The sequence below is a fragment of the Metabacillus sp. SLBN-84 genome (assembly GCF_053629595.1).
Map to the genome: position 1 here is coordinate 3,552,362 of NZ_JBRJIP010000001.1, position 18,516 is coordinate 3,570,877.

General features: G+C 45.0%; 20 protein-coding genes. 8 read left to right on the top strand and 12 right to left on the bottom strand.

Annotated elements, in window-relative coordinates:
- Positions 1 to 58 precede the first annotated feature (58 nt).
- Complete coding sequence (locus tag RKD52_RS17955) at positions 59 to 871, top strand: ABC transporter permease (RefSeq protein ID WP_454100784.1); 813 nt, start codon at positions 59 to 61, stop codon at positions 869 to 871.
- 2 nt (positions 872 to 873) lie between these two features.
- The gene (locus RKD52_RS17960; protein WP_454100785.1) at positions 874 to 1,584 is read left to right on the top strand and encodes an ABC transporter ATP-binding protein; all 711 of its coding nucleotides are present in this window, start codon (positions 874 to 876) and stop codon (positions 1,582 to 1,584) included.
- A gap of 16 nt (positions 1,585 to 1,600) precedes the next feature.
- Here the strand turns inward: RKD52_RS17960 and RKD52_RS17965 are convergent, their stop codons facing one another.
- Positions 1,601 to 3,016 (bottom strand): sensor histidine kinase, encoded by a 1,416-nt coding sequence (locus tag RKD52_RS17965; protein WP_454100786.1) that lies wholly within the window; start codon positions 3,014 to 3,016, stop codon positions 1,601 to 1,603.
- Positions 3,017 to 3,691 (bottom strand): response regulator transcription factor, encoded by a 675-nt coding sequence (locus tag RKD52_RS17970; RefSeq protein WP_454100787.1) that lies wholly within the window; start codon positions 3,689 to 3,691, stop codon positions 3,017 to 3,019.
- Positions 3,692 to 4,102: 411 nt separating this feature from the next.
- Here RKD52_RS17970 and crcB (RKD52_RS17975) point away from each other — a divergent pair, with 411 nt between their 5' ends.
- Genes crcB (RKD52_RS17975) through RKD52_RS17985 form a run of 3 tightly spaced genes read left to right on the top strand, consistent with a single transcriptional unit; the run spans position 4,103 to position 5,972 of the window.
- On the top strand, positions 4,103 to 4,498 hold the full coding sequence (crcB, locus tag RKD52_RS17975; RefSeq protein WP_454100788.1) for a fluoride efflux transporter CrcB: 396 nt from the start codon (positions 4,103 to 4,105) through the stop codon (positions 4,496 to 4,498).
- Complete coding sequence (crcB, locus tag RKD52_RS17980) at positions 4,495 to 4,848, top strand: fluoride efflux transporter CrcB (protein WP_454100789.1); 354 nt, start codon at positions 4,495 to 4,497, stop codon at positions 4,846 to 4,848. Before crcB (RKD52_RS17975) ends, crcB (RKD52_RS17980) begins: the two co-directional genes overlap by 4 nt.
- Before the next feature lie 38 nt (positions 4,849 to 4,886).
- The gene (locus tag RKD52_RS17985; RefSeq protein WP_454100790.1) at positions 4,887 to 5,972 is read left to right on the top strand and encodes a M42 family metallopeptidase; all 1,086 of its coding nucleotides are present in this window, start codon (positions 4,887 to 4,889) and stop codon (positions 5,970 to 5,972) included.
- A 23-nt stretch (positions 5,973 to 5,995) separates the two neighbouring features.
- Here the strand turns inward: RKD52_RS17985 and RKD52_RS17990 are convergent, their stop codons facing one another.
- The 10 genes from RKD52_RS17990 to hmpA form a co-directional block, all read right to left on the bottom strand.
- Positions 5,996 to 6,481 (bottom strand): N-acetyltransferase family protein, encoded by a 486-nt coding sequence (locus RKD52_RS17990; RefSeq protein ID WP_454100791.1) that lies wholly within the window; start codon positions 6,479 to 6,481, stop codon positions 5,996 to 5,998.
- Positions 6,482 to 6,533: 52 nt separating this feature from the next.
- Entirely contained in the window at positions 6,534 to 6,962 is a 429-nt protein-coding gene (locus tag RKD52_RS17995; RefSeq protein WP_454100792.1) for a protein-tyrosine phosphatase family protein, read from the bottom strand.
- A 31-nt stretch (positions 6,963 to 6,993) separates the two neighbouring features.
- Complete coding sequence (gene arsC, locus RKD52_RS18000) at positions 6,994 to 7,413, bottom strand: arsenate reductase (thioredoxin) (RefSeq protein ID WP_342826493.1); 420 nt, start codon at positions 7,411 to 7,413, stop codon at positions 6,994 to 6,996.
- Between the two features lie 36 nt (positions 7,414 to 7,449).
- Positions 7,450 to 8,745, bottom strand: coding sequence for an arsenic transporter (locus RKD52_RS18005; protein ID WP_454100793.1), 1,296 nt, complete (start codon positions 8,743 to 8,745; stop codon positions 7,450 to 7,452).
- 15 nt (positions 8,746 to 8,760) lie between these two features.
- On the bottom strand, positions 8,761 to 9,108 hold the full coding sequence (locus tag RKD52_RS18010) for an ArsR/SmtB family transcription factor (protein ID WP_454100794.1): 348 nt from the start codon (positions 9,106 to 9,108) through the stop codon (positions 8,761 to 8,763).
- A gap of 146 nt (positions 9,109 to 9,254) precedes the next feature.
- Entirely contained in the window at positions 9,255 to 10,598 is a 1,344-nt protein-coding gene (locus tag RKD52_RS18015) for an FAD-dependent oxidoreductase (protein ID WP_454100795.1), read from the bottom strand.
- A 63-nt stretch (positions 10,599 to 10,661) separates the two neighbouring features.
- Positions 10,662 to 11,111: a MarR family winged helix-turn-helix transcriptional regulator gene (locus RKD52_RS18020; RefSeq protein WP_454100796.1), complete on the bottom strand. Its 450-nt coding sequence runs from the start codon at positions 11,109 to 11,111 to the stop codon at positions 10,662 to 10,664.
- 111 nt (positions 11,112 to 11,222) lie between these two features.
- Positions 11,223 to 12,632 carry a SpoVR family protein gene (locus RKD52_RS18025; RefSeq protein ID WP_454100797.1) on the bottom strand — a complete coding sequence of 470 codons (1,410 nt, stop codon included), beginning with the start codon at positions 12,630 to 12,632 and terminating at the stop codon, positions 11,223 to 11,225.
- A 592-nt stretch (positions 12,633 to 13,224) separates the two neighbouring features.
- Positions 13,225 to 14,427, bottom strand: a complete 1,203-nt coding sequence (locus RKD52_RS18030) for an MFS transporter (RefSeq protein ID WP_454100798.1) — start codon at positions 14,425 to 14,427, stop codon at positions 13,225 to 13,227.
- Positions 14,428 to 14,639: 212 nt separating this feature from the next.
- The gene (gene hmpA / locus RKD52_RS18035) at positions 14,640 to 15,851 is read right to left on the bottom strand and encodes an NO-inducible flavohemoprotein (protein ID WP_454100799.1); all 1,212 of its coding nucleotides are present in this window, start codon (positions 15,849 to 15,851) and stop codon (positions 14,640 to 14,642) included.
- A gap of 185 nt (positions 15,852 to 16,036) precedes the next feature.
- Here hmpA and RKD52_RS18040 point away from each other — a divergent pair, with 185 nt between their 5' ends.
- The 3 genes from RKD52_RS18040 (at position 16,037) to RKD52_RS18050 (ending at position 18,471) form a co-directional block, all read left to right on the top strand.
- A complete protein-coding gene (locus RKD52_RS18040) occupies positions 16,037 to 16,471 on the top strand; it encodes an Rrf2 family transcriptional regulator (RefSeq protein ID WP_454100800.1) in 435 nt (144 codons plus the stop codon).
- Between the two features lie 115 nt (positions 16,472 to 16,586).
- Positions 16,587 to 17,207, top strand: a complete 621-nt coding sequence (locus tag RKD52_RS18045) for an alpha/beta hydrolase (RefSeq protein WP_454100801.1) — start codon at positions 16,587 to 16,589, stop codon at positions 17,205 to 17,207.
- 325 nt (positions 17,208 to 17,532) lie between these two features.
- Positions 17,533 to 18,471, top strand: coding sequence for an alpha/beta hydrolase (locus RKD52_RS18050; RefSeq protein WP_454101262.1), 939 nt, complete (start codon positions 17,533 to 17,535; stop codon positions 18,469 to 18,471).
- The last annotated feature ends 45 nt before the right edge of the window (positions 18,472 to 18,516 follow it).

An 18,516-nucleotide genomic window follows, 5' to 3' on the forward strand; every position in this document is an offset into this window, starting at 1 on the left:
CTGCAGTAGAAATGATCACTTACACAATTAAGGCTTTGCAGAACGGGGGAGTTTTTCCATGTGGACCATATGGCAATCAGAAGTATTAGTGACTTTAAGACAGCGTTCCTACTATGCATTCGTTCTTTTATGGATGACGATTTTATCGTTCCTGTTTCTATTGCAGAGCAGTTCGGCTTCATTTTCGGGCTACACCAATATAACAGGAACGATTATGAATCTTCTTTTGTATATCATTCCGCTGTTTATGCTTGTAAATGGTTCCTTTTCAATCGCAAATGAAATGGAAAATGGACAGTACCGTCTGCTGTCGTCCTATCCATTATCAATTGTCAGTTACTTAATTGGGAAATTTTTAGGTCAATTCACTTCACAATGGCTTATTTTCACTTTAAGTTTCGGAGTGAGCAGCTTAATAGGCCTTCTGGCCGGAATTTCTTTTTCAGCTAAATGGCTTATCGCCCTGTATGTATTTGCATGCGCCCTGATCTTTTTCTTTTTGCTCATTGGCCTTGTCATTGGAACGTTTACAACCGGCAGATGGCAGGCCCTGTCGATTTCCGTTTTCATTTGGTTCTTGCTGATCATGCTGTGGCCTTCTGCTCTGATTGGCGTGCTGAACCTTCTGCCTTATTCAATGATAAGCTTTTTCTTGAAAAGCACGCTGTTTGTTAATCCTGCAGAACTAATCCGTTTTATTTTTGTTGTCAAGCTTGACGGAGGTTCCGTTTTCGGGCAGAGCTACGATAAGATGGTGTCGTTTTATGAGCATTGGATTACTTGGGCAGTTCTGATTTACTACACTTTCATCTTTTCCTTTCTTTGCATTCTGCTTGCAGATTTCAGGCTCAACAGAAGGAGGAGGGCATAGCGATGCTTCAGGTTTCAGATCTTTCAAAAACATATAAAAAGAAAGCAGCCCTGCTGCCCCTGTCATTTCAGGCTTCGCCCGGAGAATGCATCGCATTGTGCGGCGGGAACGGAGCAGGAAAAAGCACACTGCTTGATATGATTGCCGGTTTATCCGCTCCATCAGCCGGTACCATTATGCTTGATGACCATGCACTTCATAAAAACCGTAAAGACTATTTGCAGGAGCTTACCTACATGCCGGATGATTTTCTGGCACAAAACTACCTGAAGGTGGAGGAATTTCTGCAGTTTTATGGAGCCCTGCGAAAAGCGCCGGCAAAAAAAATCTCTGATGTTCTTATTGAAATTGGCCTGATGGATAAGAGACAAACTCTCGTAAAAGAACTTTCCAAAGGGATGCGCCAGCGTCTTATTTTCGGTCAGGCACTGCTTGGAGGCGGAAAAGTTCTGGTGATGGATGAGCCGACAAATGGTCTGGATCCATACTGGATTGACCGATTCATAGATACCGTCAAACGCTTAAAAAAAGAAGGACATATTATCCTGTTTTCAACTCACATGATGGATGTGGCTGCCGAGCTTTCAGACAGAATTTTTTTCCTTGACGAAGGTGCAGTCATTCAGGAACTTCATAACACTAATGAAAACACCGAGGATTTCACACTCACCCTGCTAAGGCTTCACCGGAAACTTGGCCAGAAAACCATTTGAAAAGGAGATGCCGCTCTCATTCGGCATCTCCTTCTATTATGATTGGCATCGTAATATTCACAGTTGTTCCATTCCCGCTTCCGCTCTCAATCGTCATTTCCCCGCCGTGAAGACGGACAATTTCCTTTACAATCGACAAACCCAGACCTGTCCCTCCGGTGCTTCTGCTTCGTGCTTTGTCTGTCCTGAAAAAGCGCGTGCCGATTGAAGGCAGATCGGCTGCAGGTATTTCATTTCCCCGATTGTTCACCGTAAAGACCAGCTGACGTTCAGACTCTTTCAATGACAAGGTAATCATTTCATTTTCGTCTGAATACTTGATGGCATTATCAAGAATATTGTAAAAAACCTGCTGCAGCCGGTTTGGATCACCGGATACAATCAATTCTTCATGAACCTCAAGCTCCATTTTCAGCGCTTTTTCTTTAATCCTTATATCGAACAATGCAAGCGTATCAAACAATAGCTGGGCAATGGCAATAGGCTCTGTATTCAGCGTATACATATTTTCCTGAAGGTGATCGAGATCAATTAAGTCATGGATCAGTTTTTTAATGCGGTTTGTCTCTTTTTCGATCGTCATCAGATAATGATCCGCTTCTTCTTCAGACTGATACATCCGTCCCTTCAGCGCCTGACTGTATCCCCCGATATAGGTGAGAGGAGTTCGAAGTTCGTGGACAACATTCGCCAAAAATTCTTTTTTTCTCGCATCCTGTTCTTCGAGCGATCGACTCATTGTATTAAAAGCATGGGCAAGTTGCCCCATCTCATCCGTTTGGGGAGTATGAAGCCTTTTTGAATAGTTTCCTTTAGAAACTTCCCTTGAAAACTCTTCAAACTCAGTCAGCGGTCTGAACAGGGAACGCCTGATCTGATTGACCACAAGAAACAGCAGCATAAAAAACATAATTCCGACAAGCAGCAGAATAGGAAGGCTGCCCTGAAATACCTCATGCAGCTGCGCAAGCGGCACATAGATATAAATAAAGCCGATTAATTCATTCTCGCCGGTAATAGGGAAAACAGCCCCAATGATCTCTCTGTCGAACTCTTTGACAAACCCGTCTTTAACAACATATTCTCCTTCTTCAAGCTTTCTTCTGTCACTTTCAGATAAAAGCTCTTCATAATTAACCTTGTACGGAAAATAGGTTTTGAGCTCCTTTATATCTTCCAGTACAATGACCTCGTATTCAGAAACAACGTTGTACCAGTGAATCTTCTCGATAATATCCTCACTCAGCGTTCCGTAGTGATAATGAGCGGCTGTCCGCTCCCCCTGATAGATTACGGAATCTTTTACGCTGTTAAAATAAAGCTCTTTGTATAAAAAATGCAAAAAGAAAAAGGAAAAAAGGATACTGAATAAGATACAGACACCAATCAGCAGCAGAACCTTTTGACTTAAATTCAGTCTCTTTATCAACACCTACACCTCAAACTTGTAGCCGATTCCCCAGACAGTCTGGATGAGATTTGCATGTTCCTTCAGCTTCAGGCGGATCGTTTTAATATGGGTATCCACCGTCCTGCCTGTCCCTGCATGATTCGGTCCCCAAATCGAATCCAAAAGCTGCTCTCTTGTAAAAACGCTTCCCTTATTTCTTGCCATGAGGCTCAGAATCTCGAACTCTTTGAGCGTGACGGACATCGGCTTATTTTGAAGAAGAACCTTGTAGGCTGACAAATCCAGCACGAGAGGACCGGCAATAACCCGGTTTCCCTGGAGATTTTTTTGTCCGGACCTTCTCAAGACAGATTCCACTCTTGCCAAAAGCTCCCCTGGATGAAACGGCTTCACAATATAATCATCACCGCCAAGTTTAAGCCCCTGAATCTTGTCCCACTCCTCACCCTTTGCCGATAAGAAGATCAGCGGAACCTCGTACAGTTTTTTCATCTCTGCTGCAAACGAAAAACCGTCCATGTAAGGCATCATAACGTCTGCAATCAATAAATCCGGCAGCTCATATTTTAATTGATTTAAAGCATCAATCCCATCGGCAGCTTCAAGCACCTCGTAGCCTTCCTGTACTAAAAATGTCTTAATCAGATTTCTCATAGGCGCCTCGTCGTCTATGACCAGAACTCTCACACCATTCAAGGCAATCCCTTCTCTCTTTTATAGTAAAATTGGTTACCTGTATTCTATGATACCATTGTGAAGTTTTTATGAAGTTTGGGATTATCATCCATTACTGCGCCCTGTATATTTGCTGCTGCGTTTTATAGGGAACCATTTTTGCTTTTTGATACCCTGTATTCCCGGAGTGCCAATTAATAGGGTAGCATTTTCGCATTTATGTACCCCATATTCCCGCACCGCCAAGTAATAGGGAACCATTTTCGCTTTTTAATGCCCTATATTCCGGCAGTGACGATTTATAGAGTATCATTTTTCCACGTAAGGAATGAACAACTTGTAAAGAATCAGGACGAATTTTAAAATAAGGAGTATCACATCAGCTGTATTTCACCCGCGAAAGTTTATAAAGAAGGTAAGGGGACTACTACAATGAATTATCTGCTTATAGGCGCAGGGGGAGTTGCCGGCAGCCTCCTCAGATACGGGCTCGGACTGCTTACTCATACCTGGTACAGCGGGGGCTTCCCGCTCGGCACGCTTCTTGCCAATCTGATCGGCTGCTTTGTTCTGGGATGGTTTACAAACAGCATCGTCAAACTGAAAGTCTTTCATCCCCATATTCTCGCGGGTCTTGGCACCGGACTTGTCGGCTCTTTTACTACCTTTTCCACCTTCAGCGTTGAAACGGTGCTGCTGATGAAAGACGGCATGTTTGCGCTGGCCTTTTTATATGTGCTGCTCAGCCTTTTCGGGGGGCTGTCCCTCGCGTGGTACGGATACTCCCTGGGGCGCTCTTTTAAAAGGAAAGGAGAGTCCGTGCTATGAACCTGCTATTGATTGCTGCAGGAGGATGTCTCGGTGCTATAGCCCGCTTTCTTTTAAGCTCCTGGATGAACAGCAAAAGCAAAACAGGTTTTCCAATCGGCACATTGACTGTGAATCTTGCCGGCTCCTTTCTCCTCGGCCTGATGACAGGATACGGGCTGTCAGAAGAATTGTATTCTCTCTTCGGCATCGGATTTATGGGAGCTTTCACGACATTTTCAACGTTCAAGCTCGAGAACATCCAGCTCAGAGAAAAAGAAAAACACCGTCTTCTCATTGCCTACCTTTTCATCAGCTATACAGGAGGACTTTTATCAGCCTTTGCCGGCATCATGATTGGTATGAGCTAATGGCAAGAAAGGCATCCTACCTACTGGAGGGATGTACAATGGATAAAGATCTTCAGCTGTTAAAAGAGTTGACTGATCCCGAAGGTCCTTCGGGATTCGAAGCGAGAGTTCACAAGGTCCTTGAAGAAAAAATCAAGGCATTCACCCCTGATTTAGTCAAAGACAAACTGGGGAGCATCACAGGGGTTACCGGCAAAAAAGGGCCCAAGATTCTGATTGCCGGGCATATGGATGAAGTCGGGCTCATGGTAAAAGCCATAACCAAGGACGGGTTCCTGAAATTTCAGACACTCGGGGGCTGGTGGGGCCATGTCATGCTTGCACAGCGCGTAAAAGTCATGACAAAAAAAGGGGACCTGACAGGAGTCATCGGTTCAAAAGCGCCGCATGTTCTGACGATTGAAGAACGGAAAAACGTCCTTGAGACCAAAAATATGTTTATTGATATTGGCGCCTCAAGCAAAGAAGAAGCGGAAAGCTTTGGCGTTCAGGTCGGCGATCCCATTTCGACAATCTGCCCATTCGAAGTGTTTCCAAACCAAAAGCTCCTGCTTGCCCGCAACTGGGATAACCGCGCCGGGTGTTATGTGGCGCTTAAAACCCTTGAAAAAGCGGCTGCGGACAAAAAGCATCCAAATATTTTGTATGCCGGGGCCACCGTCCAGGAAGAAGTAGGGCTCAGAGGGGCTCAAACACTCGCCAATACAGTAAAGCCTGATATCTCGTTTGCTCTTGATGTTGGTGTCTCAGGAGACACACCAGGAATGAAAGATGAAGGGCATACAGAGCTTGGAAAAGGACCGCTGATCGGCTTTTTCGATGCCAGCATGATTCCCCATCTGAAGCTCAGAAACTTTGTAACAGACATTGCAGGTAAAAATGGCATTCCTTATCAAGTCGATATTATGCCGGGAGGGGGAACCGACGGCGGGAAGTTCCATCTCGGATATGAGGGTGTTCCTACTGTGGTTGTAAGTGTTCCAGCGAGATATATTCACAGCCACGTATCCGTCGTTCACAGAGATGACCTCGACCATGCCGCTGAACTGCTTTATCAGGTCATTAAACAGCTGGATGAAAAAACGGTCAGACAGCTGACTGAAATCGATGGAAATCTGCATTAAAAAAGAGAGCCGAGGCTCTCTTTTTACAATTTGCCGCTCCTTCTTTCCAAAAACACCACATCTCTCCAAACGCCATTCATCTTTCCGATTTTCTCCCTTACACCGATTCTTCTGAATCCCGCTTTTTCATGAAGCTTTAAACTTGAAGTATTTTCCGGGAAAATTCCTGCCTGCAGGGTCCAGAATCCTTCCTGTTCACTGAGATCTATGATTGAACGCAGCAGAGCTGTTCCAATCCCCTTTCCTTTATGAGCACCAGTTATATAGATGCTCACATCTGCCACCCCTGCATAAACGCATCTTCCGGATACAGGACTCAATGCCGCCCATCCCAAAACAACTCCGCCATGCTCAGCAACAAGTCGGCATTCTTTAGTGTGGCTGCTATCCCAGTCCTCCCAAGATGGAGCATTCGTTTCAAAAGTGGCGTTACCGGTCGCAATACCTTCAAGATAAATTTCTTTCACCTGATTCCAGTGAAGATCGGCTAACTTTAATATCTCGTACATGAAACTCCCCCCTTCATACAAAAAAGGCCTCATCTCTGAGACCTATTCTGCTTTATGCATTTGGATACAGTCTTTTTAACGTTTCTTTCATTTCAGGCTTAACCTGGATTTTCGGGCGGATTTCTTTCGCTTTTTGCTCTGCTTCTTCAATAGTGGAAGCCATGTTTAGTGAAAGGAGTGTACCAATTGCCACGGTGCCGGTGCGGTTGCTGCCGCCCCCGCAATGAAAGTAAATCTTTTTCCCGTCATGAAAAGCACTGACAACCTGATCAATTGAACTTTTTACTGATTTATCCTGTTGTTCTTGGTTGTCTGTAATAGGGCTGTGAATTCGATTATATCCGCTATCTGGATTATCCGAATCTGACCTCAAGTCAAAAACAATATCTGTCTTTTCGTTTTCAGCAGCTGCAGGTGCGTCCGCAGCGCCTCCTATATAAATACGGTTTTTAATTAGCTCATGATAGTTTTTGGGTTGCATTCCCAAACACCTGCTTTCAATTATTCACCAGTTATTCACCAGTCTTCGCAAAACGCTCGATGCGCTCACTGATCTCATCACGTACACGCTGGAAGAATGCCCATTTCTCTTCGTCTGTGCCTTCTGCTTTAGCAGGGTCGTCAAATCCCCAGTGAACACGTTTAATGTGAGGAGGCGTTACAGGGCAGTGGTCAGCCGCATGCCCGCATAGAGTAACAACTAGATCTGCATTGTTAAGGATTTCAGGATCGATGACATCAGAAGTTTGATTTGAAATATCGACTCCTGCTTCTTTCATCGCTTTTACAGCGTTAGGGTTAAGTCCGTGTGCTTCAAGCCCTGCGCTTTTTACGATCCAGTCCTCACCAAGATGCTTTTTTGCCCAGCCTTCAGCCATTTGGCTTCTGCATGAATTTCCAGTACATAAGAAGTAGATTGTTTTTTTAGACATAGGTGCAGTCTCCTTTTAAATGAGTATTCGTATTTTTTATATAATCAGCAGCCATAAATAGAGGCCGACAAGTGTGATAAACAAGGTTGGAATGGTTAAAATGATTCCTGTTTTAAAATAGGTGCCCCAGGATATTTTGACGCCCTTTAAGCTCAATACATGGAGCCATAAAAGGGTTGCAAGGGAACCGATCGGAGTAATTTTAGGTCCTAAATCAGAACCGATCACATTGGCATAGATTAACGCTTCTCTCAGGGTGCCTGATGTATTTGTATCAGCGATGGCAAGTGCATCAATCATGACCGTCGGCATATTGTTCATGACAGAAGACAGGATGGCTGCAATAAAGCCCATTGAGATGGTTGCGGCAAACAGACCCTGATCAGCCGCCGCCTGAATGACATCAGCCAGAACGGCTGTTAATCCTGCATTCCGAAGGCCGTACACAACGACATACATCCCAATTGAGAAGAATACAATCGCCCACGGAGCTCCCTTTAATACCTTTTTCGTATGCACAGCCGGGCTTCTTCTGGCCATTACCAGGAAGAAAACAGCGACAACACCGGCAACAAAGGATACAGGAATATGAAGGAATTCACTGATAAAATATCCAATCAGCAGTACTCCGAGTACGAACCAGGAAAGACGGAACATTTTCTCGTCTTTAATGGCAGCTTTAGGTGTTTTCAAATCGGCCAGATCATAATTTGCCGGTATGCTTTTGCGGAAGTACAAGTACAGGACAAGAATACTAGCTCCTAAAGCAAAGAAGTTCGGAACAATCATTCTTGAAGCATATTCGATAAATCCGATATCAAAGTAATCTGCAGACACGATGTTCACCAGGTTGCTGACAACTAGCGGCAGTGACGTCGTATCTGCGATAAATCCGCTCGCCATGATGAACGGAAATACCATTTTTTCATTAAAATTCAAATTACGCACCATTGCCAGAACAATAGGTGTCAAGATAAGTGCTGCGCCGTCGTTAGCAAAAAACGCCGCCACAAGCGCACCTAAAATGGATACATAAATAAACATCCGGAGGCCGTTCCCCCGCGCTGCTCTTGCCATATGAAGAGCAGACCATTCAAAAAATCCAATCTCATCTAAAATCAGAGAGATGATAATAATTGCGATAAATGCCAAAGTTGCATTCCAGACAATCGATGTAACGTCAATAACGTCACCAAAATCAACTACTCCAACCAACAATGCAGCTAAAGCTCCTCCGCAGGCTGACCACCCTATGGAAAGACCTTTCGGCTGCCAGATCACCAAGATGAGAGTTAAAAGAAAAATACTGGAAGCTAAAAGTACTGAAGTCAATCTTTCTTCCCCTCTCTATTCACAGGTAATACGCAATCCCTGTGTTTCTAATTCTGTTATTAACTTATTTTGCTCAGGCAGATGTTCAAGTAAACCTTTTACAAAAGGATATACTTCGCTCTCCTTATTTATGGAATAGAAGATCCATTGCCCTTTCCGATTTTCCTTTACTAAACCTGCATCCCGAAGCTTTCTTACATGCTGGCTGATTGCCGGCTGGCTTGTCTTAAAAATAGCTGTGAATTCGCAGACACAGCAGTCATTTCTCTCAAGCAGCTTCATCATTGTCAGACGTGTTTTGTCTCCGAGAAGCTTCAGTATGTGAGAAACTCGTTCAATATCAAGCGTTGAAGTTACTTCCAACTTACCAACACCTCCATGTCGAAAATCATTATATAATAAAATACTTATATAATAAATAGCTTATATGTAAAAAGTTTGTGAATGTATGATTTCCATTCTAATTAAAGTAAGCTTGGATTTAAGTCCAAGCTCCATCAGGTTTCAATTTAAGAACAGCAGGATTCTGTCTTGCTGTTTTTTGAAAAATTCACACTGCACACCCCTGTTTCAGGAAGATCAAGTTCCACTTTTTCTGCTGCAGCATAGTCCCTGCACAGGTGTGCAACTACTGAGCGAACCTGTTCATATCCTGTTGCCATTAAAAAGGTTGGAGCACGCCCATAGCTTTTTGCACCGACCATATAAAAATTCTTCTCCGGCTGGCGCAATTCCTTTTCACCGTGCGGTCGGACGGTTCCGCAGCTGTGCACGTTAGGATCGATTAACGGGGATAAAGCAGATACGCTTTCTGTTGCAGAATCAATGGATGTCCTTAGCTCGCTTATGATACTGAGGTCCGGCCTGCTTCCTGCACTGACTATAATTTCGTCAAAACCTGAAAGCTGTTTTGTTTCTCCAGATTGAGTTCCGATGATGTCAATTCCATTAACCGACTTTTTCATAGATTGGATGAAAAACGGTGTTTGGACTTCTATCACTCCGGCATCGACAAGCTGATGAACCCTGCTTCCCAATGCCCCCCTTGCAGCAAGCGCGTCCTTCTCTTCTCCCCCGTATGCATCTTCCGCTTTCTGCTTTCTCATTACCCAGACAATGTCCATTTCAGGATGCGTTTCCTTAAGTTCTGCCAGTTCAAGCAGCGCATTAACTGCAGAGTGCCCTCCGCCGATAACAGCTGTCCGCTTCTTTGCATAACGCTCCTTTTCTTTTCCTGCAATATCAGGGATTCCGTAATAGATTTGACCGCTCAATTCTTTCTCTCCGCTTTGCCAGATGCCGCTTGAAACAGCAGGATTGGGATTTCCCCATGTTCCTGTAGCATCAATCACTGCCTTTGCTTCAAAAACTTGAAGATTTCCTTCCTTTTCTGCATAAATGACAAACGGAACGCTATCCCTGCCCGCGGTTTTCATCTTATCGATCTCTTTTTTCCCGACGGATAAGACTTTTGTTTTTGTATGGAGAAAAGGTTTTATTTCAGAAAGGTTCGACAGTGGCGACAGATAGTGATCAACAAGCTCTTTTCCAAAAGGCAGTGTATCCAGTTCAGGCTCCTGCCAGTTATGCTTCTTGAGCAGTGCGGCCGCCGCTTTATCGATGTTATAGCGCCATGGGGAAAATAAGCGCACATGCCCCCAGGACAATACATTTGCCCCCGCCTCCCCTGCTTCCAGCAGGAAAAAGGATTCTCCCCGTTTGGCCAGATGTGCAGCAGCTGCAAGGCCGACGGGTCCTCCTCCTATGATTGCAACGGGCAATTTCTTCTCCTTGGTAATTGGCGCTTTTTCCGGGGTATTGCAGCATGTGTTCACTTTTACATCAAGTTTCATTTAAAACCCTCCTGAACTTTTTTCGCAAAAAACTTGCATAATGCAAATATTAAACTAAAGAAATCACCCCATAGGAGTGGTGCAGCATACGCTGGACTTTGCCATTGCTTCATTCAAAAGCTTAATCGAGCGGATAACCGTTTCTTTTTCAAACTCATTCATATGTGAAAAAACCTCGTTCAAATAGGCATTCATCTGCTGATCAATCGTTGCTGCAACATACTTGCCCTCTGTTGTCAGTGACAAGATATGAACTCTGCGGTCATCCGGATGAGGGGTTTTTTTCAGCAAATTCAGCCTTACCAATGACTGGACCTGCCTGCTGAAGGTTGTGATATCCGTGCCAAGCACTTCGGCAGCTTCCTGCATAGACGGTCGGTTCATCTTATCAACTTCATAAAGGATATGGCTTTGTATTAAAGAAATCTCAGTTCCTCCTGCTGTACAGCAATTCTTGTTAAGCAGCCCGAAACGGCGGGTCATGATTTGAAACAATTCACGTGTGTTTTCCATTTTTTTCTCACCTCATACTTTATTTATACACTCATTATTTGTAAAATGCAAGTATTTTCTTAAAAAAGACTGGCCTGCATGACGCTTAGTCTTTTCAGCCAGTCCCTGCACTTATAGATATTTCCTGTGAATCGCCTTTCCGTCATACGTGAACAGTACCGGCTTTCCTTCAAGCACGGATTCCATATGAACCGCGCGGCCCCAAAGCTGGTGAATGTACGGCAGCACTTTTTCCAGGTATTTCAGATCAAGCTCAATGTCTTCAAACCAATGCTTCAAGTACAGCTCATTGTTTTTGAGGTAATCGCCGTCATTAACCGTAATATACGGGAATCCTCCGTTTACTCTCATATTGATCAGCTGATCGCGGACATGCTCCCATTCTTTGTCGACAACCTTGTAATCTCTCCCCTGCTTCTGGAAAAGATACATATCTTCACGGGTAACAAGATCCTTCGTTAAATAGTTCCGGATAAACGAAAGATCTGATTCGACCTCGCGCACCTCAAACATTTTCTCGCGGCCGGAGTTCGGTTCTGCTCCGCGTCTGATCATTTCCTTTGTCGGATTATTGTACCGTTCCTCAATATCCTCAAAGATTTTGAGACCGAGGTAATAAGGGTTGATTCCTGTCTTTGACGGCTGGACAACGCCCGCGTTGAGCTTGGCATACTCGATGGATTCTTCTGTGGAAAGGTCAAGCTCTCTCAAGATCCGCTGATGCCAAAAGGATGCCCAGCCCTCGTTCATAATCTTCGTTTCAAGCTGCGGCCAGAAATAAAGCATTTCTTCACGCATCATCGTCAAAATATCACGCTGCCAGTCTTCGAGGTCACGGCTGTACTCCTCAATAAAGAGAAGAATATCTTTCTCAGGTGCCGGCGGGAATTTTTTCTTTTTCTTGGCCCGCTCAGGGTTAGGTTTGTCCTTTTGATCCAGCCCCCAAAGATCATCATAAGGTGATGCTTTTTTCACATCCTCTTCCTCTATATCCTCCATCGTCCAGGACAGCTTTGGACGCATAAGCGAAGGATCAATGTGCTCCTGAATCGCAAGCACCGCATCAAGAAATTCTTCAACCTCGGCTCTGCCATGCTCAATTTCATACTGCTTGATTCTGTCGGCCGTAGCAGCCATGCTCTCAACCATATCCCGCTTTGTGTTTTGAAAACGGCTGTTGTTTTTGAAAAAATCGCAGTGGGCCAGAACGTGCGCCACGATCAGTTTATTTTGGATGAGCGAATTCGTATCCAGCAAAAACGCATAGCAGGGATCCGAGTTGATGACAAGCTCGTAAATCTTGCTCAGTCCCAGATCATAGTGAAGTTTCATCTTGAAAAACTGCTTGCCAAAGCTCCAATGTGAAAAACGGGTCGGCATTCCATAAGCGCCAAATGTATAAATAATATCAGCAGGACAAATTTCGTACCGCATCGGATAATAATCGAGCCCAAATCCATCCGCAATTTCCGTAATCTCCGCAATCGCATATTCCAGTGATTTCCGGTAGGCTTCGTTCACACGTTTTCCCCCTATCTCGTCTTTAAGACAATGTATGAGCGGGAAGGGAAAAACATGAACAGACATTGCGTTCGGGTCCTTTTTCTTAGGGTGAATTGTGCAAGGCTGCGCCATGATTTTAGGGTACACTATGGCGTTTGTTTACCCTCCGAAACTGTTTTTCATTCTGGCAGGGTACGATTCGCTCACTTGCTTACCCTCCGAAACTGTTTTTCATTCTGGCTGGGTACGATTCGCTTGTTTGCTTACCCTCCAAAACTGTTTTTCAATCTGGCAGGGTACGATTCGCCTCTTTGCTTACCCTCCAAAACTGTTTTTCAATCTGGGAGGGTACGATTCGCTGCTTTTCTTACCCTCTAAAACTGTTTTTCGTTCTGACGGGGTACGATTCACAGCTTTGCTTACCCTCCAAAACTGTTTTTCATTCTGGCAGGGTACGATTCGCTCACTTGCTTACCCTCCAAAACTGTTTTTCGATCTGGCAGGGTACGGTTCACAACTATCCTCCAGTTCCGACCAGGGAACGAAAGCACGATTGCAAAAAAGAGCCAACAAAAAAAACATGAACCCCGTCAGGATTCATGTTTTCTCATTAGTGTTCAGTTTTAACAACCATTTCCTTCTTCAATGACCGCTTCTGCCAGATCATTGTCATCACCAGTGTGACAACGAGGAAGACTAGTCCGAGAACAAATGGATACAGAATCTGGACATCATACAGCATGCCTGCAATCGTCGGTCCAAGCACGTTTCCAATGCTCATGTAGGCGTTGTTCATGCCCATTGCAAAGCCCTGTTCGTTTCCGGCCATTTTGGAAATCAGGGTGTTGAGCACGGGGCGCAGGATTGAAGTTGCCAGGAAAATAAGCAGCGTAATTCCAAAGAACAGGACATAGCTCGTTGCAAACAGTGAAAGCAGGAATCCTGCAGCTGCAACCGCAAGGAAGATATTGAGTACCATTCCCTCACCGAAGCGTCTGACAACACGGTCTACAACAAACAGCTGGACAATGACACTGATAATCCCGGTTGATGTAATCATCAGCGCAATCTCCTGCGGAGTCGCGCCAAACTGATTGTCCACAAACAGGCCAAGCACCGATTCGTACGCCATGAGGCCAAAGCTCATGACAAGCGTAATGATAAGGGGCACAAAGTAAGGCATTTTAACAGAGCGCATCATTTTTCGCGCCATGGATTCATTGTCCTGAGGCATCATCGCAGCTGTCGTCATTTTTGATTCACTGTCTTCAAGCAGCACAATCGAGAAAATAACGGCTCCCAAAGATACAATGGCTGAGATCAGGAACGGCATTTTCAGCCCGAAATCTGCAAGAAATCCTCCGATGCCGGGTCCGATGACAATCCCAAGAGACATCGCGGCAGAAACAAAGCTGTTCCCTTTTGCACGCTGGTCCATCGTCGTGATGTCCGCCACATAGGCAAAAATGGCAGGAACAAGCAGAGCCGCACCAACTCCGCCGATGACACGGGAAGCGTAGAGCCACCAGATCGAATCAACGGCATAAAAAACAAACATCGATAATGTCAGTCCTACTAACCCGTAAATAATCATTTTTCTTCTTCCGTACTGATCTGCCCATTTCCCTGCTATCGGGGAAAAAATGAGCTGAGCGCCGGCAAAGATCGCAATCATCAAACCTGCGGCCGTGCCGCCCTGATTGATTGATTCAAGATACGCAGGCAGGATCGGAATTATAATCCCAAAGCTGCCGATCGCAATAAACATGTTGACCATCAAAATAAACATTTTCTTTTTTTGTTCTGCAGACAAAATGACAGCCCCGCTTTCTATAGTTAACGAATGTTGTAAGCTTTATTTCAGCAAATACTTAACTATGTTAAATTGTTTGCTGCCCCATTGTCAATGGAAAGCACCCCCGCCTCGTACTGTTTTGCATCACAGAAAAAACCGGGAGAAAGTCTTGTTGACTTTCTCCCGGTTTACTATCAACATTTTTTTGTCATTTTAAACAATTGATGAATTCAGGAGACTGTTTCAGGAAGACTCTTCATATCAACAGCAGGCCCGAAAAACTCAGAGTGAATCTGGTCTTCTTTTATGCCAAGCTCAGCAAGCATGTCGATGACGCACTTCATAAATCCGACCGGACCGCAAACATAGAAATCTCCATTTTTCGTTTGAAGCATTTGCTCCAGATCCTTCTTCTCGATCTGTCCTTCTTTAAAAAAATTCTGCTCTGTGCAGTCTTCGTTCAGCGGATTACTGTAAATCGTATAGACCCTGCTGTTTGGCATATTCGAGCAGAGAGCAGCCACTGCAGATTTAAATGCATGTGTTCCGCTGTTCTGGGTGGCGTGAATAAAGGTCATCCCACGGTCACGCTGCTTTGCAGCAAGCGACGCAAGCATGCTCATGAAAGGTGTTACGCCGACTCCGCCGCTGATTAGTGTAACAGGCGTTTCGGCTGCTTCATTGAGAGTAAAATCACCAGCCGGAGCGCTGATTTCAAGCGTAGCTCCGACATTCATTTGACTGTGTAGGTAGTTTGATACTTTTCCTGATTCCAGTCCCTTTTCTTCGCGCTTGACCGAGATTCTGAGATAAGGCATTTCAGGTCCCCCTGAAAGACTGTACTGCCTGTTCATCGTATACGTTTCTCCAGGTATTTTGACTCTTACTGTACTATATTGACCCGGTTTAAATTGTGGTTTTATCTCCTTGTTTTCAAGGTAGAAAGATGTAACCGCATCGCTTTCTTTTTCGATCCGTGCAACGGTAAAGGGCTGGAAGCCTTCCCATACAGCATGGCTGTAGAGATTTTTTTCCGCATTGATAAAGACGCCGGCAATCACGCCGTATGCTTCACCCCATGCTTCAAGAATTTCAGGTGTGGCTGCATCTCCCAAAACTTCTTTTATCGCCCCGAGCAAATATTCCCCTACAATTGGGTAATGTTCTTCTTTTACGCCAAGACTGCGGTGCTTGTGGGCAATCTGTTCAACCGCAGGCAAAATCATGTGCAGCTGGTGAATATGCAGAGCCGCTGCATAAACGGTGTTTGCAAGAGCCGTCTGCTGCCTGCCCTTTCTTTGATTCGCATGGTTAAAGATATTCAATAGTTCCGGATAATCTCTGAATAAATTGCTGTAAAAACGTGTTGTAATGTCTACCCCTTTTACCTTTAAAACAGGCACAGTAGATTGAATAATTTCAATGGTTTTTTGAGTAAGCATTAGAGATGCTCCCCTTTTCAATTAAAGTAGTATTTAAAATACATCTTTATCGTACTCCCGCTTCCCATTTAAAGCAATATCTGAAATACATCTTTAACGGATCTGTCACAAATGAGCCTTTCTTTTATTAAAGGGCAGACTGTTGTGGTAAGATAAACGTACTTCTTGCAGTGGGGCGATGAAACATGAGGCTTACCAACTATACAGATTACTCTCTGAGGGTGCTGATTTATCTTGCCTCTAAAGAAAAGGGAGAACTGTCCAATATAAAAGAAATCGCTGACGCATATCACATTTCAAAAAATCATTTGATGAAGGTCACATACGAGCTTGGCAAAATGAAGGTGATTGAGACAGTCAGAGGACGCGGCGGCGGAATCCGGCTGGCATTAAGTCCTGAAGAAATCAACATTGGCGCGATTGTCAGGCAGACAGAGGATGACTTTAACCTTGTGGAATGCTTTGATCCTGAGCGCAATATGTGTGCCATATCACCCGCATGCAAGCTGAAGGGTGTCCTGCATAAAGCTTTAAAAGCATACCTTGAAGTTCTTGACGGCTATACACTAGCTGACCTTGTTGTAAATAAATCGATGCTTTCACAATTGCTGAAGCAATGAAAACTGCCTATTGGCGGTTTTTTCTTTTGTCCAAAAATAGTTCCCATTTTGTTACATAATAATTGAAAAGCAAATATACTGGTATTATCTGCATGATTTCAGAGGAGGAATGCTTTTGAAAACCAAACAAATTTTGCTGCTTATTCTATTTGCTGTCATCATGATCGCCTTTCCGTCTGCACCTGAAGCATCCGTCAGCGGAAGTAAGACCGTTGTTGAAACCATTTCCTCAAAAGCACTCAAAAAGGATGACCGCCCGCATCACCACAAACTCACCTACAAACTTTATTTGCCCGAAGGATACGATAAAAAACGGAAAGCCGGCTATCCTGTTGTGTACCTCCTGCACGGCAGCGGAGGAAATGAACACAGCTGGGATGATTTCTTTGGAACTTTGGACCGGATGATTGCGAAAAAAGAAATTGAACCTGTCATCGCCGTCGTGCCTTCTTCGGGCAATTCTTACTGGGTAAATTCAAAAAAGTACGGAAATTATGAGAGCGCTGTTATAGAAGATCTCATTCCCCATATCGATAAAAAATACAATACAGCAGGCAGCCGCAGCGGAAGGTTTCTCTCAGGCTATTCCATGGGCGGATACGGTGCTCTCCGGTACTCACTCATGTATCCTGATTTATTTTTCCGGAGCCACACTTCTGAGCCCCGCCATTCAAAACAGCGACCCGCCTGCAACATCAGGAGCTGTTACACGAGGAAGCTTTGGAGAGCCTTTTGACCTTTCCAAATGGCACGAACTGAATTATCCTGCAGCAATTGAGCATTATGCCGGCCAGCCCTACAGAGTCCCGATGTACATCGTTTCAGGAGATGACGACTGGAATCATCTGAGCGAAAAAGAGGACCTTCCTCCTGATGCTTATAAGTACAATGTGGAGGTTCAGGCTGTGCAGCTTTATCAGGAGCTTCACAGAAAAAACCTGTTCGGCCTTGATTTTCCAAAGTGGGAGGATGTTCCATCAAGCCCCGCCGAGCTCAGAATTGTAAACGGCGGGCATGGGCTGGATGTGTGGCTGAAAGGGTTTGAAGAAGGCCTTAAGTACATGTTCGGCAAGCCGGAAGGCACTGAATTCTCGCCTGTCTACAGTCCGGATGATTATGTAAGCTCAAAAAAAGGGGCCGTTCAGACCCGCACGTTTCATTCTGACAGCTTATCAAAAGATCTCTCCTATGTAGTGTACACGCCTGAAGAATACGGCAGGGATCCTTCTAAACACTATCCCGTCCTCTACCTCCTTCACGGGTCATATGGAAATGAAAAAAGCTGGGATTCATTCTGGCCGATTTTAGACAAAATGATTGAAGAGAAAAAGATTGAACCCGTTATTGCGGCAGCTCCGGTAACAGGAAACAGCTACTGGGTAGATTCGGAAAAATACGGCGCTGTGGAAACAGCCGTTACTCAGGACCTGCTGCCGGAAATGGACGCAAAGTTTCGGACCATTGCTGACCGGAGCGGACGCGGGCTTGTCGGCTATTCCATGGGCGGATATGGAGCCCTGCGCTATTCACTTGTGTACCCCAATCTGTTTGGAGCTGCTGCCCTGCTGAGTCCGGCCATTCAGTCAGGAGAAGCGCCGCGAACGTCCGGGGCAGTTGAACGCGGCTCATTTGGAGAGCCCTTTAACCGGGAACGCTGGGAGCAGCTGAATTATCCCCGGGCGCTCGAAACTTACGGAAACCAGCCGCACGAAGTACCTCTTTTTATTATCGCGGGAGATGATGACTGGAACCATGTAAGCGAAAAAGAAGACCTTCCACCGGACGCCTGGAGATACAACATGGAAGTCCAGGCCGTCACGTCCTATGAACGGATTCACAGATCCAATGTTTTTAACAGACCTTTTGAAAAGTGGAGCCCTGTACCCGGAAGCCCGGCAGAACTTAGAATCGTAAACGGAGGGCACGGCATGTCCGTTTGGGCAGCAGGCTTTGAGCAGGGACTGATGTATATGTTTGAGAACGGTTTGTCAGGACGCTGAATATCGTTCAACGTCAAAAGAACTGCGACCATCAGGCGCAGTTCT

Excerpts from the sequence above, each read along its gene's own strand:
- RKD52_RS18050 (WP_454101262.1), top strand. The coding sequence starts at position 17,533 with ATGTTCGGCAAGCCGGAAGGCACTGAATTCTCGCCTGTCTACAGTCCG.
- RKD52_RS18020 (WP_454100796.1), bottom strand. The coding sequence starts at position 11,111 with ATGGAAAACACACGTGAATTGTTTCAAATCATGACCCGCCGTTTCGGG.
- crcB (WP_454100789.1), top strand. The coding sequence starts at position 4,495 with ATGAACCTGCTATTGATTGCTGCAGGAGGATGTCTCGGTGCTATAGCC.
- RKD52_RS18015 (WP_454100795.1), bottom strand. The coding sequence starts at position 10,598 with ATGAAACTTGATGTAAAAGTGAACACATGCTGCAATACCCCGGAAAAA.
- RKD52_RS17955 (WP_454100784.1), top strand. The coding sequence starts at position 59 with ATGTGGACCATATGGCAATCAGAAGTATTAGTGACTTTAAGACAGCGT.
- RKD52_RS17995 (WP_454100792.1), bottom strand. The coding sequence starts at position 6,962 with ATGCAACCCAAAAACTATCATGAGCTAATTAAAAACCGTATTTATATA.
- hmpA (WP_454100799.1), bottom strand. The coding sequence starts at position 15,851 with ATGCTTACTCAAAAAACCATTGAAATTATTCAATCTACTGTGCCTGTT.
- RKD52_RS17985 (WP_454100790.1), top strand. The coding sequence starts at position 4,887 with ATGGATAAAGATCTTCAGCTGTTAAAAGAGTTGACTGATCCCGAAGGT.
- RKD52_RS17960 (WP_454100785.1), top strand. The coding sequence starts at position 874 with ATGCTTCAGGTTTCAGATCTTTCAAAAACATATAAAAAGAAAGCAGCC.
- RKD52_RS17990 (WP_454100791.1), bottom strand. The coding sequence starts at position 6,481 with ATGTACGAGATATTAAAGTTAGCCGATCTTCACTGGAATCAGGTGAAA.
- arsC (WP_342826493.1), bottom strand. The coding sequence starts at position 7,413 with ATGTCTAAAAAAACAATCTACTTCTTATGTACTGGAAATTCATGCAGA.
- RKD52_RS18040 (WP_454100800.1), top strand. The coding sequence starts at position 16,037 with ATGAGGCTTACCAACTATACAGATTACTCTCTGAGGGTGCTGATTTAT.
- crcB (WP_454100788.1), top strand. The coding sequence starts at position 4,103 with ATGAATTATCTGCTTATAGGCGCAGGGGGAGTTGCCGGCAGCCTCCTC.